We start from the raw sequence: 16,702 nt of genomic DNA, 5'->3' as shown, positions 1-16,702 counted from the left end.
AGGTAAGGGTTATGAACATGAAGAATTTGGGTCTGCCACTGGTTGCACTCACTTTTCTGGTAGTGGCCGGTTGCGCGACGCAAACCGTGGTAACGCTGCAAAATGGCACACAGTATTTGACCAAGGACACCCCAAACACCAAGACCGCCGACGGTTTCTACGAGTTCACCGATATCGCTGGCAAGCGTGTACGCGTCAAGGCCGACGACGTCGCCACCGTGCGCAAGGAAGACTGATACTCCCGGAGCGGGCTTGCTGTGGTGAGGAGACTTGTACCGACGCAAGTCCAATGGGGCTGCTTCGCAGGCCCAGCGCGGGGCAAGCCCGCTCACCACTGCAAGCCCGCTCACCACAACAAATCCCCCACCACAGCAAGCCCGCACATTTCAGTCCTAGCCGATCATTACCTCGCCCGACACCCCGCTCACCCCCACCAGCGTCACCGTATCCCCACCAACGCTGATCACCGTATCCCCGCCGTGTTCACGGTAATCCACACTCCCCTGTACATCCTTGAACACCAGCTTGTCGGTCGGCTGATAGCCGATCACCCGGTCCTGGCCAAAATGCCCGCTGAACAAAAAGGTGTTATGCCCGCTGTTGTCCCGGATCGTGTCGTTGCCCTTGCCGCCCTCGATAAAGTCCGCGCCCTTGCCGCCCTGGATCAGGTCGTTGCCGTCACTGCCAATGATGAAGGTATTGCCTTTATGCGGCTCGGCATTGCGGTTGAGGTCCTGCACCCAGGTGTTGGCACGCGCCGGGTCGGACAGGTTGGCGACGATGATCGTCGAGTCGCGGGTCATCTGCTCGTAGAACCCTGACTCGAGAATGCGCGTCATGCCATCGCCATAGCCGGTGGGCAGGTGCGAGATCCACGTCGGCAGGTTGGCGATGGAAAACGGCAGTACATTCCACAGCGTCGAGGCGTAGTGGTCGTTGAAGCTGACGATGTTGTCGGTGGTCGACTCATGGGGCTTGTCGTGCACACCCAGGGACGACAGGTTGAACGATGAGCCATCCAGCGCCCGGAACACCGGGTCGTTCTCGTAGCCGATATTCAGCACCTTGTCGCCGGCGCTCTGGGTGGGCGATGCGTAGGCCACGTAGTTGGCGTCCTTGTAGAAGCCGCTCCACGTGTTGCCGCTCAGGTCGGCCATGCTGTTGACCGCCAGGCCGCCCAGGCTATGGCCGCTGACCACCACATCCTTGCCGCTCAGGCCATGGGCGCTGGCGTAGTCAGCGACGTTCTTGAGCAAACCGCCAAAGGCTTCGCCGACGTAATTTTTTGCATAGTCCTTGGGGCCCAGCGCCGCAAGCAGGTCGCTGACCAGGTCGCCGATGGAGTCGCTGATCAGGGTTTCGCGAGGCCCGGAGGTGCCGCGAAAACCGATGCCGATTTCCAGCAGCTTGCCGGCGTCATCGTACTTGCCCAGCACCTCGACCTGGGCCGTGGTGTAGCCGGCCTTCTCGCCGAAGAACGTACCCCGTGCGTCGACTTTGCCGCCGTAGCCCAGTGTGGTGGCACTGATCGGCGTCCAACCGGCCTTTTGCACCGCCGCCAAGGCGGCTTTTTCCGAATCCGGGTTCCAGGGAATTCCGGGGATCACGCCCTGGGAATCCGTCCCCCCCAGCAGCGCCCCGACCAACGTGGCCGGCAAGCCCAGCCCCAAGCCATTGTGCTGATACCCCACGGCAAAGCCGTTATCCAGGTTGTGATAGGAATACAACGTAATCGCCATCGCATCCGCAAACAGCGCCTTGGAACCCTCGGTGCCCAGGTTTTTATAGTCAAACACGCCCATCTCGATCCCTCTCTTATTGTTGTCAAAACCCAAAATCAACGCCCAAAAGCCTCATCCACCTTGGCCAAGTCCGTATCCCGCAGGTTGCCCGCGTAGTAATGCAACTTGGTCCACGCCATCAGGTAGTCATACCGCGCCTGCGCCAGATCACGGCGGGTGCTGTACAGCTGCTGCTCGGCGTTCAACGCATCGAGGTTGACCCGCTCCCCGCCCAGTATGCTTTGCCTGGTCGACACCACCAGCGCCTCCGCCGACACCAGGGCCTTCTGATACGCCCGCAACTTGCTCACCCCCGACAGGCAGGCGCTGAACTGTCGACGCAGTTCGATCAGGGTTTCGCGGGTCTTGCCCTCAAGTTCGTACTCGGCCTGCTCCATGGCGCGGCTGGCCTGGCGGGTCGACGCCGAGATACCGCCACCGGCATACAGCGGCAGGCTGACTTCGACGCCGATGGTGTTGGTGTCATAGCGCTGGTTGTAGGTGTTGCCGCTGTCGGACTCCTGCTGGCGCGAGCTGGCGTACGCCGTGACCTTGGGCAAATGTCCTGCACGGTTGCGCTCCACTTCGTAACGCGCCACTTCCAGGGCCTGGCGCTGGGAGGCCAGCGTGGGGTTGTTGCTGATCGCCAGTTCATGCCAGGTGTCGTAGTTGGCCGGGGTCAGGGTGAACGCGGCAAAGCCCTGGTTCAGCGGCGCCAGGTCATCGATGTTGACGCTCTGCACGCCAATCAATGCGCCGAGTTCGCGCAAGGACGCGTCCTGCTCATCCAGGGCCTGGATTTCTTCGGCGGTGGCCAGCTCGTAGCGCGATTCGGCTTCCAGGATGTCGGTGCGAGTGCCCTCGCCCTGCAGGAACAGGTGGCGGTTTTGCTGGAACTGCTGCTCGAACGCCTTCTTCTTGGCGCGGGCGATGTCGATCTGGTCCTGGGCAAACAACGCCTGGGTGTAATAGCTCAACACCCGCACCAGCAGCGCCTGGCTTTTGTCGCGAAAGCTTTCATCGGCAAACAGCGCCTGGGCCACGCCTTTACGGTAGTTGGCGTAGGCCTCGTAGTCGAACAGTGGCTGTTGCAGGCTGAAGGTGGAGCCATAGCTGTTGTAGTTGCGGTCGTCGTGGTAGTTGCCACCGCGCCCGTCCGGCAAGGTGGCCTGGGAGTTGTTGCGGCCCTTGTTGTAGTTGTAGGACAGCTTGGGGAGCAGGCCGGCGCGGCCGATGGCGCGGTTTTCCAGGCCGGCGTCGCGCTCCTTGATGGCGCCGAGGAATACCGGGTCGTTGCGCAAGGCCTGCTCGTATACATCGAACGGGCCCATGGCGGCCTGGGCCGTGGTGCTGGTCAACAGCAAGGCGATAAACACGTACTTCATGTCTATTCCTCGGTCAACGCGGAGCCGGCGCGGTCGAGCAGCGGCTTGAACAGATAGTTGAGCAACGAGCGCTCCCCGGTGCGCACGAACATCTCGGCGGGCATGCCCGGTTTGATCACCAGGCCGTGGAGTTTTTCCAGTGCCGCGTCACTGACGGTGGTGCGCAGCACGTAATACGGTGCACCGGTTTTTTCATCGAGCATCTGGTCGGCGGAAATCAGGCTGACCTCCCCCGGCACACGCGGGGTGCGGCTCTGGTTGAAGGCGGTGAACAGGATATCGACCGGCAGGTGCGTGCCGACCTTGTCCACCAGGTGCACCGGCAAGTGCCCTTCCACTTCCAGGCGCGTGCCCTGGGGCACGATTTCCAGCAGGGTCTCACCGGCGCGCACCACGGCGCCCTCGGTGTGCACGCTGAGATTGACCGCGATGCCGTCCGCTGGCGCGTTGATTTCGCTGTGTTGCAGGTCGAACCCGGCCGAGGTGAGCTGCTGTTCCAGGGTCAGGCTGCGCAGTTGCGCGTCGGCCAGTTGACTGCGCACTTCCTTCTGGTATTCCTCGCTGTGCTGCTGCAGTTTCAGGCGCGATTCGAGGATGCCCTGCTCCACGCGGCCACTTTCACCGGTGTTCTGCGCCAGGTCTTGCTGCACCTGGGACAACTGTCGCTGATACTCCATCAGGCGGTTGCGCGGGATGTAGCCGTTGTCGGCCAAGGGCTGCAGGTTGCTCAGTTGGTCGCGCAGGGACTGGGCCTGGGCGGTCAGGTCGCTGCGGGCACGGCGCATGCCCCCCAACTGCGCGGTGGCGCCGTCGATGTTGGCGCGGATACCGGCCTGCTCGCGGGCAAACGCTTCGCGACGGCTGCTGAACAACTGGCGCTGGCCTTCCAGCACCAAGGCCAGGGCCGGGTCGGGATTGGCGCTCAGCTCAGCGGGAAAGCTCACGCTGGCATGGTTGTCGCGCTCGCTCTGCCAGCGCGCCACGCTGGCCCAGGCCATGCGGTACTGGGCTTGCAGGGACTGCACGTCGGCCTGGTGCTGGGTCTGGTCGAGACGAAACAGCGGCTGGCCTTGCTTCACCAGCTCACCCTCCTTCACCAGGATCCGACTGACCACGCCAGGACTGAGGGTCTGCACCGCCTTGCGCTTGCCCGACACCACCACCGTGCCCTGTACCGGAATACCCTGGTCCAGCGGCGCCAGGCTGGCCCACAGGAAAAACCCACCGGCGCCGACCACGGTCAGCAACCAACCCATACGCGCGAAAAACCGTGCGTCATGTCGCTCAACAATCATGCCGAAGTCCTTACTACGTGACGCAAAACCAAGGAGCGAGCGTGCTCGCGAAAAACGCCCAGACACCGCGTAAACACATTCAGAGCGCGTCATCGTTAACGACCTTCGCGAGCAAGCTCGCTCCGACCCTGCGACGGTTGCTCGCGCTGACCGGACAACGCCCGCAGCACCTCCTGGCTCGGCCCGAACGCCTGCAGGCGCCCTTCGTTGAGCACCATCAACTTGTCGGCCTGGGCCAACGCCGCAGAACGATGGGTCACCAGCACCACGCTGCTGCCCTGGGCTTTCATCTGCACGATGGCGCTGGCCAGCGCAGCTTCGCCAACGGTGTCGAGGTTGGAGTTGGGTTCATCCAGCACGATCAGGCGCGGCCCGCCGTACAGGGCACGCGCCAACGCCACCCGTTGTTTCTGGCCACCAGACAGGCCGCCACCGTTGTCACCCAGCACCGTGTCGTAGCCCTGGGGCAAGCGCAGGATCAGTTCATGCACGCCAGCCTGCTGCGCGGCACGCACCACCTGCTCGGGGTCGGCCTCGCGAAAGCGTGCGATGTTGTCGGCGATGCTGCCGCTGAACAGTTCGATGTCCTGGGGCAAGTAACCGATGTGCGGGCCCAGGTCGTTGCGGTCCCAGCGGTGAATGTCCGCGCCATCCAGGCGTACGGTGCCGGCCAGCGTCGGCCACACCCCCACCAGCACGCGGGCGAGAGTCGATTTGCCCGAACCCGACGCCCCCAGAACGCCAAGCACTTCACCGGCGCCCAGGTTGAAACTGACCTGCTGCAGGGTCGCCACACGCCGCCCGGGCGGGCCGGCACTGACCTGTTCGAAACTGACCTGGCCCTTGGGCGCCGGCAGTTTCATCCGCTCGACCTCCGGGGGGAACTCGCGCAGCAAGTCGTCCAGGCGCTGGTAGGCCAGCTTGGCCGAACTCCATTGCTTCCACACCGCGATCAACTGGTCGATAGGGCTGAGCACCCGGCCCATCAGGATGGAACCGGCGATCATCATCCCGGCGGTCATATCGCCCTTGATCACCAGCAAGGCGCCCAGGCCCAGCACCAGCGATTGCAGGCACAGGCGCAGGGATTTGCTCAGGGAGGTAATCACCGAGCCGGTGTCGCTGGCCTTGTTCTGCAGGCCGAGAAACTGCGAATGCAGCGCGAACCAACGCTCACGCAGCGCGCCAAGCATGCCCATGGCCTGAATGGTCTCGGCATTGTGCAAGTGGCTGGTGGCCAGTTGCGTGGATTGCTGGGCGTACCCACTGGCTTCGCCCAACGGCTTTTTGGTCAGGTATTCATTCAGGCAGGCCAGGCCGATCAGCAGCACCGCGCCGGCCGTGGCCAACACGCCCAGCCACACGTTGAACAGAAAAATCACCAACAGATAGATGGGAAACCACGGCGCATCGAAAAACGCGAACAGCGCAGGCCCGGTGATGAACTGGCGAATATGGGTCAAATCACCCAGGGACTGCCCGGCATGCCCCTGTCCGCGTTGCAGGTTGCGCTCGAACGCGGCCTTGTACACGCGCAAGTTGAAGCGTCGCTCCAGTTGGCTGCCGATGCGGATCACGATAAAGCTGCGGATCACCTCCAGCAGGCCGATAAAGGCAAAGAAGCCGACGACCATCAGCGTCAACATCACCAGGGTGGTTTCATTCTGGGAGGACAGCACGCGGTCATACACTTGCAGCATGTAAATCGATGGCACCAGCATCAACACATTAATCAACGCGGTGAAACAGCCAATGCTGATCAAAATACGCTTGTATTCGCCCAGCGCCTTGAATAACGGCGCAACGACCGGGGACTTTGCCATAGTGTCTGATCTTCCATGAACCAAATTGCGCGCAAGAGTTGCCCCAACCCCGAACCACGGAGCGGCCAACTAATAAAATCAAGTTATAAACTTATAACGACAACTAAGGTATGCGTTGCAATACAACTTCAAGGCCTGTGGGGGTACGGCCTTTATATTCACCTTCTTTCTGCCGATTGAGGTGGGTAATCCCGCTGCCTTCGGCATTCATCAGCCAGATACCGTCCGGCGTCGGCGTCCAACTCAGGGGCTTGGCGCCCAACCAGTGCGCCACACACGCCACGTCGCCACCCAAGGCATTGGCCTGCTCCAACAGGTCCAGCGCGCACACCTGATCCTGCTGGTGCAGTTGCCAGTGACCGGCCAACTGGGCGGTGGTGGGTAATACAAGACTGCTCGCCATTGCGTGGGCTCCTGCCGACACGAACATCACCTGCAACACGCAGGCGATTACATTGAAAAAACGCTGCATCTTCATGCTCCATCCCTGAAGCGCGGCGCCGAAGCGCCGCGCCCGTGCATCACGCCACGATGTCGCTGACCGCTGCCTGGCCGACGGTGGTGACGAGGAAATCCGCCACGCCGTGACCGGAGAAGTCCACTGCCAGAGTGCCCAGGTTGGTACCTGCGGCATAGGTCAGTACAGCATCGCCGGCATGCCCGGTGAAGGCATTGACGAAAGTCAGGCCAGCCCCCTTGGTGATGCCGCTGAGGTCGATCTTGTCCGAACCGGAGGCAAAGTCAAAGATCTTGTCCGCCGCCCCAGGCTTGGAGTCGGAACTGGCACCGAACACAAAGGTGTCGTTGCCCGCGCCGCCCCACAGTTGATCCGCCCCGCCGCCGCCGTAGATCAGGTCGTTGCCGGCCCCGCCCTTGATGACGTTGGCTGCGTTATTGCCAATGATCAGATCATTGCCCGCGCCGCCAAAGGCGTTCTCGATGGTCACGCCCTTGGCGATGGACACGTTGCCCACCAGGCCGCCAACGTCGGAGAACGACGCTTCATTGAGGTTGATCTTCTGGTTCTGGGTGAAGCCGGAGAAGTCCAGGGTGTCGTTGCCACCGCCGTCCCACACCGAAAACACCAGCTTGTCGGCATTGGAGGTGGCGCTGAGGAAATCACGCCCGGTGTTGGAGTTGAACCCGTAGGTGGTGTCACCGGCGCGGGTGTTGTAGTTGGCGCCGTAGAGCTTCTGGATCGCCGCGATGTCGTCGATCAGCGGACCAGAAGCATAGGCCTCGACCCCGCCTTTGCTGAAGTTCTGGTTGGTGTTGCTCTCGCTCCAGTAGCTCATGACGCTGTAGCCGCGCGTGTCCTGTCCATAGTCCGCGTCGTTGTAGGAAGGGTTGCCGGTCCCGGCGTTGTAGTCGCCAGGGTGGTCCAGGCCCAGGGTATGCCCGATTTCGTGGGTCAGCGTCTGCCGGCCGTAGTTGTTGAGGTCCGGCGTCTTGTTTGGCGTGTAGCTGCTGTTGGTCAAGTACCATGAGGTGCCGTCCAGGCCACTTTGGTGATACTTGTCGTTGGTGCCCGGCAGGTAGGCAAACGCGGCCGCGCCGTCCTGGCCCCCGCTGTAGTTGCCGAAGGTCATGTGGAAGTCACCGCCCGAGGCTTTCTCGGTGAAGGTCACATTGGCCACATCCGCCCAGGATTGCATGGCCAATACGGCCTGTGCTTTCTGCTGGGTGTTGAACTGGCTGAACCCGGTGATGCCATGTTTGTTCATGGTTGCCGAGGACGCCGAGGTGAGAAAGGTGTAAGTCAGATCGATCTTGCCGTTGCCATCCACGTCGCGATAGGCCGCATTTTCACGCAACAGGTGGTCAGCCGCCTGGTCCACGGAAAACGAGGGTTTACCGTTGACCGTGAGGTTGCCGCCACGGTCATACAGATGGCTGAAGCTATCGATTTGCGCGTAAGCGGTGCTGGCTTGCGCCGCCGACACGATAGCCTTGTCTTTTACTTTTGACATAAACGTACTTCCTTGTTTGCAAGTGCATCAGTCTTTGGTCGATAGGAACCCCGCGGGCGAGATCGTCCTATCACTCGCCTCTTTTGAAGGCGTAAGAAAACTGACACAACTTGAAATCTTTCGTCTACATCTTTTCCAGCACTAAAAACGCCCACCCAACAACTTGAGTAAGTGCAAGTCCGTGTTCATTGGGCAGGGTTGCTGTTGTCCGACAAAAAACAACCCTCACTTATTTAAATATTAAATAGCGCTAACGTTTTCCAAGTTGCCTGACGCGGGCAATTAATGGATCCAATATATTGGCAGGGTGTCATTGGCAACATTAAACAGCCATTACTTGTATCAATAACTTCGGCCACTTTTTATGACCGTGAGACACTCCAGCCGGTCTTGCGCAGCGCCGACAACAGCGTGTCGGCGTCCAGCCCTGGCACGAGCACGCCCCGGTCAGTGAGCATGTCTTCCCCCGCCAGGATCGCGTTGATGATTGCTTCTTCGACCGCCTCCGCCGCGGCGCTGAACAGCGGCGAGATATGGTCGTTGTTGACCATCTGCAACGCGCTGCTGAACGGCAGGCCCTTGCGCCCGTAATCTGCCGGTGGCAAATCCTGGTTGCCGGTGGCGAAGGCCAGGAACAGATCGCCGCTGGAGTCCTCGGTTCCGCCGCCGGTACGGGCGATACCGATCGATGCGCGTTGCGCCAGGCGCTGGCACTGGTGCGGCAACAGCGGCGCGTCGGTGGCCAGGATCACCACGATCGAGCCCATGCCCGGTGTGCCGTGCTCGGCAAAGGGCGACGGGATCTCCAGCAAGTGGCGCCCCACCGGGTAGCCATCCACCCGCAGTTCCTGGCGCTTGCCGTGGTTGGCCTGCACCAGCACGCCGACGGTCCAGCCGCCCTGCTCCGCCGGCAAGCGCCGCGATGCGCTGCCAATGCCACCCTTGAACTCATGGCAGATCATGCCAGTGCCGCCGCCTACCGCACCTTCCTGCACCGGGCCGGCCTCGGCGTTGTCCACGGCTTCGCGCACCTGCGCCGGGCCGACGTGCTGGCCCCAGATATCGTTAAGCAGGCCGTCGTAGGTTTCCATCACCACCGGCATGCACCAGTACACCGCCGGATCCGCCAGGCGCTCGCGCTCCAGGGCAATCAGGCTGTCGCGCACAATGCCGATGCTGTGGGTGTTGGTGATGGCCAGCGGCGTGGTCAGCAACCCCGCCTCGCTGATCCACTCAAGGCCGGTGGCGTCACCGTTGCCATTGAGCACGTGGTAACCGGCGAAGCACGGTTGCAGCCGCGCCGCCCCCGCACGCGGCTGGATCACACTGACACCGGTACGCACCTGCTTGCCATCGATACACGTCTTGAGCGTGCTGTGACCGACCCGAACGCCGGGCACGTCGGTGATGGCGTTCCATTCTCCGGGCGTGCCCAGCCCCAACGTGATGCCCAATTGACGTGCGCGCATAACCACTCCTTACAATTTCTGAAAGACCGGACTCGACCGGCCACTGATGCAATACAGGATTACCGACAGGGCCAGCAGGCCGATGATGATCATGATGTCCCGCACCGAGGCGGCCGCCACCAGGGTGACCAACAGGTAACCGGCGCCGAGTACCGCGAGCAGCGCCGGCAGCGGCCACAACGGCATGCGATAGGGATGCTCGCGGTCGCGCAGCAGCACCCGGCTCATCAATGCGCTCAACGCCACCACCAGGTACACCAGTATGATCAGCAGCACGCTGAACGACGTCAGGTCGGCCAGGTTGGAACTGAAACTCAGCAGCGCCGAAGGCACCGCCAGGAACAGCGTAGCCAACCAGGGCGACTCCCAGCGTGGGTGAATGCGGGTGAAGAGTTTGTTGATGCTCGGCGTCCACAGCGCATCACGCCCACTGCTGAACACGACGCGGCCGATCTGGATCACAATCGCCACAATCGCGTTGAACACCGACAGGAAGATCCCGGCGCTGACCAGCCGCGACAAGGTTTCATTGCCATGGCTGCTCAACAGGTAGCCGATGGGGTCCGGGCTGCTGATCATCGCGCTCAGGGAGGGCGCGCCGATCAACAGTGCGGTGATCGGCACCAGTTCGATGATCACCACCAGGCCCAGGGACCACAGCACCGCCTTGTGCACGCCTTTGCCGCCGCACTTCATGTCTTCGGCCAGCAACACCGCCGGGCCATAGCCGTTATAGGAAAACAGGCCGATGCCTACCGCGCCGATCACCAGGGCCCACGGCGCCAGGTGCAGCACGCCGTTTTCGACGATCTGCGGCTGGAACAGCACGCTGGCCGGCTGCACCGGGTTGCCGAAGCCGATCACCACGATCACCAGCAACGCGGCGATTTCCAGCAGCAGACAAGTGCCGGTGATCCAGGCATTGAGTTTGATATTGAGGATGCCCAGGGCGTAACTGCACACCACGATCACCAGGGCGACGGTCTGGGAGTCGAACTTCGTGCCGAGGGCATTGTTCAGGTAGGTCGCCGCGCCGGTAGCCAGTACCGGTGGAATAAACAGCAACATCACCAGCACCGTCAGGAACGTCGCATAGCCGGCCATGCCACCGAACACGCGCTTGGCGTACACGTACTCACCGCCTGCGCTGTTGTGGGCACGGCCGAGTTCGGCGTAGCAAAAGGCAAACATCAGCGCGAGCAGGCCGGCCATCACAAACGCCAGGAACACGCCGCTGCCGGCCTGCTGGATGGCAAAGGGCGCGATCACAAACACGGAACTGGCCGGCGTCACCGCCGACACGGTGATGGCCACCACATCGAAGACACTCAAGGTGGGTTTCAGCACGCCGTCGGGCGTGGGGGAAGTGCTCATATCGTTATCCTCTGTCGTTGTTCTTGGTGTGAGGCAGAAACGAAAAGTCTGAGAGGCACGGGATATGTTTCCCGCTGAATGATGGCGAAGATAAACATTGGGTTTATGTCAGCCAATTCCCCTATTGGCGTACTCCCCTTGACGCCATCCGGCAAAAGCCGAACCCTTGGTCGATCTTTTGCTGGCGGGAGCCTGTCACATGAGCCTGTTTCGAGAGGTCGGGATGCACGCCGGCCTGGGCCGCACCGTCGCGCAAATCGGTACCGAACGCTTCTGGAAACAGCTGGTGCTGTTGTTGCACCAGTGCCTGCCCTTCGATAACGCCCTGGCGATCTTCTACCCCCTGGACGGCCCGCCCCAGGCGCTGGAGGAGTACGACGCCCAGCCCAGCAGCAAACCGGCGTCGATGCTGGTTTACCTCAATGGCTTGTATTTGCTCGACCCGTTTTTCCAGGCGTGCCGCGAGGGGTATGCCAGCGGTGTGTACCGCCTGGAGGAAGTGGCCCCGGATCATTTTCGCCAGAGCGAGTACTTCCTCAATTACTTCCACGACAACGTGCTGGAAGACGAAGTGCAATTCATTCTGCAATTGCCTGGCGCGGGGACTTTGTCGTTGTCATTGGGCATGCAGCGGCGTTTCAACTTTGAAGAGACCGGGCTGATGACCACCGTGGCCGCCTGGGTATTGCCGCTGATGCAGCAACACTGGCAGCAAAGCACCCAACGTGCGCCAGCGATGGACAGCCAGATCAGGGATGCGTTGAGCCAGTTCGGCTGTGGCGTGCTGTCGGACCGCGAACTGGAAATTGCCCGCCTGGTGCTGCGCGGGTTTTCGTCCAAGGCCATGGCCGAACGCCTGAACATCTCGCCGGACACCGTGAAGGTGCACCGTCGGCACTTGTACGCCAAGCTGGATATCTCGTCACAGCCGGAGCTGTTTTCGTTGTTTATCCAGTCGCTGGGGCATGACCTGGAAAATCCCTGAGCCGTGTGTGGGCTGTTGTGGCGAGCGGGCTAGTTGTGGAAAACGGGCTTGCTGTGGCGAGCGGGCTTGTTGTGGGAAACGGGCTTGTTGTGGTGAGCGGGCTTGCCCGCGTTGGGGCGCGAAGCGGCCCTAAAACCCAACTCCGCGGTTTATCTGGATAACCGCGGTGGTCTGATTGGGGCTGCTGCGCAGCCCAGCGCGGGGCAAGCCCGCTCACCACAACAGCGGGCGCCATTTACATCTGGCCTTCAACGCCCCGTACGAATGGTGTTCCACACACGGGTACGCACCCGGTCGATGTTCAGCGGCATCGCTTCCAGCGCGAACAGCTTGCCCATCATCTCGGGGCTCGGGTAGACCTTGGTGTCGACCTTGATCGCCGGGTCCACCAGGCTGTCGGCAGCTTGGTTGCCGTTGGCGTAATGCACGTAGTTGGTGATGCTGGCCATCACTTCCGGGCGCAACAGGTAGTTCATGAACGCGTAGCCGGCTTTCTCGTTGGGCGCATCGGCGGGCATGGCGACCATGTCGAACCAGATCGCGGCGCCTTCCTTGGGAATGTTGTAGCCGATGTTCACGCCGTTCTTGGCTTCCTTGGCGCGGCTTTCAGCCTGCAGGATGTCGCCAGAGAAACCGACCGCCACGCAGATGTCGCCGTTGGCCAGGTCTGCGGTGTATTTCGAGGAGTGGAAGTACGCCACATACGGTCGCACTTTCATCAGCAGGTCTTCAGCCTTTTTGTAGTCCTCGGGCTTCTTGCTGTGGTGCGGCAAGCCCAGGTAGTTGAGCGCGGCCGGCAACAGCTCCGGGCCGTTATCCAGAATCGCCACCCCACATTTCTGCAGCTTGGCCATGTTCTCCGGCTTGAAGATCAGGTCCCAGGAATCGACCGGCGCGTTGTCGCCCAGCACCGCCTTGACCTTGTCGATGTTGTAGCCGATGCCGGTGCTGCCCCACAGGTACGGGAAGCCATGGGCATTGCCCGGGTCGTTGTTTTCCAGGGCCTTGAGCAGCACCGGGTTGAGGTTCTTCCAGTTGGGCAACTGGCTCTTGTCGAGCTTCTTCAGCGCGCCGCCCTGGATCTGCCGGGCCATGAAATGGTTGGACGGGAACACCACGTCGTAGCCGGATTTACCGGTCATCAACTTGCCGTCGAGGGTTTCATTGCTGTCGTACACGTCGTAGGTGAAACCGATGCCGGTTTCTTTCTGGAAGTTCTTGGTGGTGTCCGGCGCAATGTAGTCCGACCAGTTGTAAATTTTCACCGTCTCGGCGGCCTGGCTGATAGAGGCCACCAACATCAAGGGCAACAGGGCAATGGCTTTCATGGTTCGATTTCCTGGCGGTTTTAGGGCTGTTTTTATGGCAGGCGATCAAGGATCAAAGCGTTACAGAATCAATACGTAGGTCTTGCGCACGGTCTCCTGGATATCCCAGATGCCGGTGCTGTTGGCCGGCAACATCAGTGCATCGCCGGCTTCTATGTGGACGACTTCACCGTTGTCCGGGGTGAAGGTGCAGCGGCCCTGGATAAAGTGGCAAAACTCCTGGGATTTGATCTGCCGACGCCAGCGACCCGGGGTGCATTCCCAGATGCCAGTCTCGACGCCGTCGTGGCGCTCGACACTCAAGGTCGACGCGACGGCAATGGGCTCGCCCAGCGGCACGGCAACGGGCGACGAGTCCGGCAGGTGGGCGTTCAGCGTGTCTTTGAATTGAGTGATGCTCATGGGTTTTCCCGTGTGAGTGAAACGACTTAGTGCATGAAGCCTTCCATGAACCCGGCCACGCCGGTCGCCAGTTTGCGGCGCCAAGGGGCGGTGTTGGGGTTGGCTAGCACCTGGTCTTCATGGACGAAACTGCGAATGATCGCGTTGTAGCCCAACCAGCGGCAGGGCTCTGGCTCCCAGGGCTTGAGCGCCTCCAGGCCGCGTTCACGGATCACCCAGGGCTGGTGGATCAGCGGCGTGTCGTGGCCGAGGATCAGATCGGCCAGGGTGCGCCCGCCCAGGTTGGTGGCCCCCACGCCCTCCCCGCCGTAACCGCCGGACAGCGCGATGCCGGTCTTGTGATCACAGAGCATGTGCGGCCGGAACTGACGCGACATGCCAAGGTTGCCGCCCCAGGAATGGGTAATCTTCACGTTCTTGAGCTGTGGGAACAGCTCACTGAACAGGTAGCGACGCAGTTCCACTTCGCTGTCGGTCAAGTCGAAGTTGTGGCGCAACTTCCCGGCAAACTGGTAACCGCCGCGCGCACCGAACACCAGGCGGTTATCCGCCGAACGCTGGCCGTAGGTGACCTGGCGGCTGCTTTCGCCAAAGGCCTGGCCGTGGCTGAGGCCGATCTCATCCCAGGTACTGGCCGGCAACGGTTCGGTGGCGACGATCAGGCTTTGCACCGGCAGTTGGTAGCGGCCCAGCAGTGGCAAGGTATTGGCGTAGCCCTCCACGGCCGGCACCACGCAGGCGGCCCGGACGCTGGCCTTGGCGGTGCGCAGGCTGCCGGATTGCCAGTGGCTGACCGGGCTGTTTTCGTAAATCGTCACACCCATGCGCTCCACCGCACGCGCCAGGCCGCGCACCAGCTTGGCGGGGTTGATGGTGGCGACGTGAGGCGCATAAATGCCGCCATAGGGCTTGGCGATGCGGATCTGTTCGGCCAGTTGCTGCGGGCCGAGCCAGCGGTAGTCGGCTTCGGTCAGGCCCTGGGCGTAGAGTTTGTCCAGGTAGCGGCGCAGGCTGCCTTCCTGCTCGGGATAACGCGCAGCGCAGTACAGGGCGCCGCCCTTGCGGTAGTCGCAGTCGATGCCCTCACGTTGCAGGACCTGGGCCACTTCGTCGGGGATGGCGTGCAGCAGGTCAAACGAGGCGCGGCGCTGCTCGGGATTGAGGCCGGCGAGCAAGCGGTCCTCACCCAGCAGGTTGCCCATCAGCCAGCCGCCGTTGCGGCCCGATGCGCCAAAGCCGGCGGTTTGCGCTTCGATGATGGCGATTTTCAGCTCGGGGGCCTGGCGTTTCAGGTAGTACGCGGTCCACAGCCCGGTGTAACCGGCGCCGATGATGGCCACGTTGACGTCCAAGTCATGCTCCAGCGCCGGCCGCGCTTGCAGCGGGTCGTCCAGTTGGTCCATCCATAAACTGATAGTGCGCCATGCCGGCATGCCAGGTTCCCCTACCTCGTTTCGATAGGGTCGATCCTAGAGCGCGCGGTTATGGGCTGTCTTGCGCGCGTGCACGCAGAGAAATTTGTTTGACGTAAGCCTTGGGCGACTGGCCCGTGTGCTGGCGAAATGCGCTGTAGAACGCCGACAGCGAGTTGAAGCCTGCGGCAAACGCCAGGTCGTCGATTTTTATCGGCGGCCGGGCTTTGTCCAGCGCGGCCAGCAAATGCTGGAGCCGTGCCTGGTTCACATAGCGATAGAAGCTCTGCCCCAGCACCTGGTTCAGCAGGTAGGAAATCTGATTGCGGCTGTAGCCACATTCCCTGGAAACCCGCTGCAGGTCCAACTCCGGGTCCAGATAAGGTTGTTTGCGTTCGAAATATTGCTGCAGGTCATTGGCCATGTGCCCCAATTGCTGGGGCGACAGGCCCAGGCGGCTGACCGAAGGCCGTGCGGCCTGGGCTGGCTGTTCATGCACCAGGGAGGCGTACTCGTTGACCCGCCAGATCAACCCGTCGCGCACGGTGATGGCTTCGCTGGTGCGGAACGACACCAGGCCCTGGCCACCGCGCAAGGTAATGCGGTACTGGATGAACGCGGTGTCGCCATCGGCGCGGATACGGTCACTGTGCTCGATCGCCTCGTCGGCCCCGCGGGGCATGCTGGCTTGCAGGTAGTCGCGCAATTCGGCGAAACCGACCACACGGTTCTGGAAGAAGTCGTGGTACTGGATGTCCGGGTGGTAGTAGGACATCACGCCCTCCAGGTCCCGATGGCGCCAACACAGGTGGTGGCGCAGCACCAACTCGCGTGTGGCGTGGGATTGCTGGGCGTCATCGTCGGCTGCGATGTCTGGCATGGAAGGCTCTGTGGCGGGTAAACGGTGGAGATTGCCGAATTTTCTCGGGGCCTTCAATGGCCAATTGACAGTTCCGACTACTGGCCTTTTGCCCGAGCCCAAGTAGGACGTGACCCACATCAAGCTAATTGAACACAACCGCCGAACGGGGCAAAAAATTCACCTTGCGGTTACGAACGAATGCTACTTTTAAACTCTCCGACGCCACGACCAGTGACGGTCATGGCCCCCTGCCACGAGCTAAAGGAAGCGCTCAATGAACAAGGTGGGCAACATGAACAAAGTGACGTTCCCCAACGCCTGCCAGCTGATGCGCTGGCATTTTCATCCGATGGGTTTCGAGGGCAGCATGGATGCACCCGGCAGCATGATCGCCCGCTTGTTCGACCGCGCCAGCGGCGAGACGCTGATTGCCATCGCCGGCATTCCCTGCGCCACGGTGATGAATGCGGCCGATGTGGAGCGGATTATCGAGGCGGTGGAGGATGAGTTGGCGTCGTTCGTGCCGCCGGTGTCCTTGCGGGCCTGACCCCACCCTATCAAACAATGGATTTCTCATGCAGGCGCTGTCTGCTGTGGTGAGCAGGCTTGCCCTGCG

Annotated in this window: 15 protein-coding genes; 3 read left to right on the top strand and 12 right to left on the bottom strand. The window is 61.7% G+C overall.

All coding sequences use genetic code 11. From position 1 onward, the window contains the following. Positions 1–11 precede the first annotated feature (11 nt). On the top strand, positions 12–236 hold the full coding sequence (locus BM70_RS0103290) for a YgdI/YgdR family lipoprotein (RefSeq protein ID WP_025854683.1): 225 nt from the start codon (positions 12–14) through the stop codon (positions 234–236). A 156-nt stretch (positions 237–392) separates the two neighbouring features. On the opposite strand, the gene BM70_RS0103285 is transcribed toward BM70_RS0103290, so the two are convergent. The 8 genes from BM70_RS0103285 to BM70_RS0103250 form a co-directional block, all read right to left on the bottom strand. After that, positions 393–1,802 carry a lipase gene (locus BM70_RS0103285; RefSeq protein WP_025854682.1) on the bottom strand — a complete coding sequence of 470 codons (1,410 nt, stop codon included), beginning with the start codon at positions 1,800–1,802 and terminating at the stop codon, positions 393–395. Positions 1,803–1,837: 35 nt separating this feature from the next. Beyond that, entirely contained in the window at positions 1,838–3,166 is a 1,329-nt protein-coding gene (locus BM70_RS0103280; protein WP_025854681.1) for a TolC family outer membrane protein, read from the bottom strand. Between the two features lie 2 nt (positions 3,167–3,168). After that, positions 3,169–4,461 carry an HlyD family type I secretion periplasmic adaptor subunit gene (locus BM70_RS0103275; RefSeq protein WP_025854680.1) on the bottom strand — a complete coding sequence of 431 codons (1,293 nt, stop codon included), beginning with the start codon at positions 4,459–4,461 and terminating at the stop codon, positions 3,169–3,171. A 95-nt stretch (positions 4,462–4,556) separates the two neighbouring features. After that, entirely contained in the window at positions 4,557–6,284 is a 1,728-nt protein-coding gene (locus BM70_RS0103270) for a type I secretion system permease/ATPase (RefSeq protein ID WP_025854679.1), read from the bottom strand. A 103-nt stretch (positions 6,285–6,387) separates the two neighbouring features. Beyond that, complete coding sequence (locus BM70_RS0103265; protein WP_025854678.1) at positions 6,388–6,756, bottom strand: protease inhibitor Inh/omp19 family protein; 369 nt, start codon at positions 6,754–6,756, stop codon at positions 6,388–6,390. Positions 6,757–6,805: 49 nt separating this feature from the next. Next, the gene (locus BM70_RS0103260; RefSeq protein WP_025854677.1) at positions 6,806–8,254 is read right to left on the bottom strand and encodes a serralysin family metalloprotease; all 1,449 of its coding nucleotides are present in this window, start codon (positions 8,252–8,254) and stop codon (positions 6,806–6,808) included. A 362-nt stretch (positions 8,255–8,616) separates the two neighbouring features. Continuing rightward, the gene (locus tag BM70_RS0103255; RefSeq protein ID WP_025854676.1) at positions 8,617–9,723 is read right to left on the bottom strand and encodes a P1 family peptidase; all 1,107 of its coding nucleotides are present in this window, start codon (positions 9,721–9,723) and stop codon (positions 8,617–8,619) included. A gap of 9 nt (positions 9,724–9,732) precedes the next feature. Further along, positions 9,733–11,097, bottom strand: a complete 1,365-nt coding sequence (locus tag BM70_RS0103250) for an APC family permease (RefSeq protein WP_025854675.1) — start codon at positions 11,095–11,097, stop codon at positions 9,733–9,735. 199 nt (positions 11,098–11,296) lie between these two features. Here BM70_RS0103250 and BM70_RS0103245 point away from each other — a divergent pair, with 199 nt between their 5' ends. After that, complete coding sequence (locus tag BM70_RS0103245) at positions 11,297–12,082, top strand: helix-turn-helix transcriptional regulator (RefSeq protein WP_025854674.1); 786 nt, start codon at positions 11,297–11,299, stop codon at positions 12,080–12,082. A 248-nt stretch (positions 12,083–12,330) separates the two neighbouring features. Here the strand turns inward: BM70_RS0103245 and BM70_RS0103240 are convergent, their stop codons facing one another. The 4 genes from BM70_RS0103240 to BM70_RS0103225 are packed head-to-tail and all read right to left on the bottom strand — an operon-like array spanning position 12,331 to position 16,104. After that, the gene (locus tag BM70_RS0103240) at positions 12,331–13,410 is read right to left on the bottom strand and encodes a polyamine ABC transporter substrate-binding protein (protein ID WP_025854673.1); all 1,080 of its coding nucleotides are present in this window, start codon (positions 13,408–13,410) and stop codon (positions 12,331–12,333) included. A 60-nt stretch (positions 13,411–13,470) separates the two neighbouring features. After that, entirely contained in the window at positions 13,471–13,812 is a 342-nt protein-coding gene (locus tag BM70_RS0103235; RefSeq protein ID WP_025854672.1) for a cupin domain-containing protein, read from the bottom strand. A 26-nt stretch (positions 13,813–13,838) separates the two neighbouring features. Then, positions 13,839–15,245, bottom strand: coding sequence for an FAD-binding oxidoreductase (locus BM70_RS0103230; protein WP_025854671.1), 1,407 nt, complete (start codon positions 15,243–15,245; stop codon positions 13,839–13,841). A 49-nt stretch (positions 15,246–15,294) separates the two neighbouring features. Then, the gene (locus tag BM70_RS0103225) at positions 15,295–16,104 is read right to left on the bottom strand and encodes an AraC family transcriptional regulator (RefSeq protein ID WP_025854670.1); all 810 of its coding nucleotides are present in this window, start codon (positions 16,102–16,104) and stop codon (positions 15,295–15,297) included. A gap of 256 nt (positions 16,105–16,360) precedes the next feature. Between BM70_RS0103225 and BM70_RS0103220 the strand changes: the two genes are divergently transcribed. Then, positions 16,361–16,633 carry a DUF1652 domain-containing protein gene (locus BM70_RS0103220; RefSeq protein ID WP_025854669.1) on the top strand — a complete coding sequence of 91 codons (273 nt, stop codon included), beginning with the start codon at positions 16,361–16,363 and terminating at the stop codon, positions 16,631–16,633. The last annotated feature ends 69 nt before the right edge of the window (positions 16,634–16,702 follow it).

Origin of the sequence: Pseudomonas sp. CHM02 (assembly GCF_000612585.1) — a bacterium.
Lineage (GTDB): Bacteria > Pseudomonadota > Gammaproteobacteria > Pseudomonadales > Pseudomonadaceae > Aquipseudomonas.
Note: the sequence above shows the minus strand (reverse complement) of the source record. Positions and strands in the feature narration are given on the sequence as shown.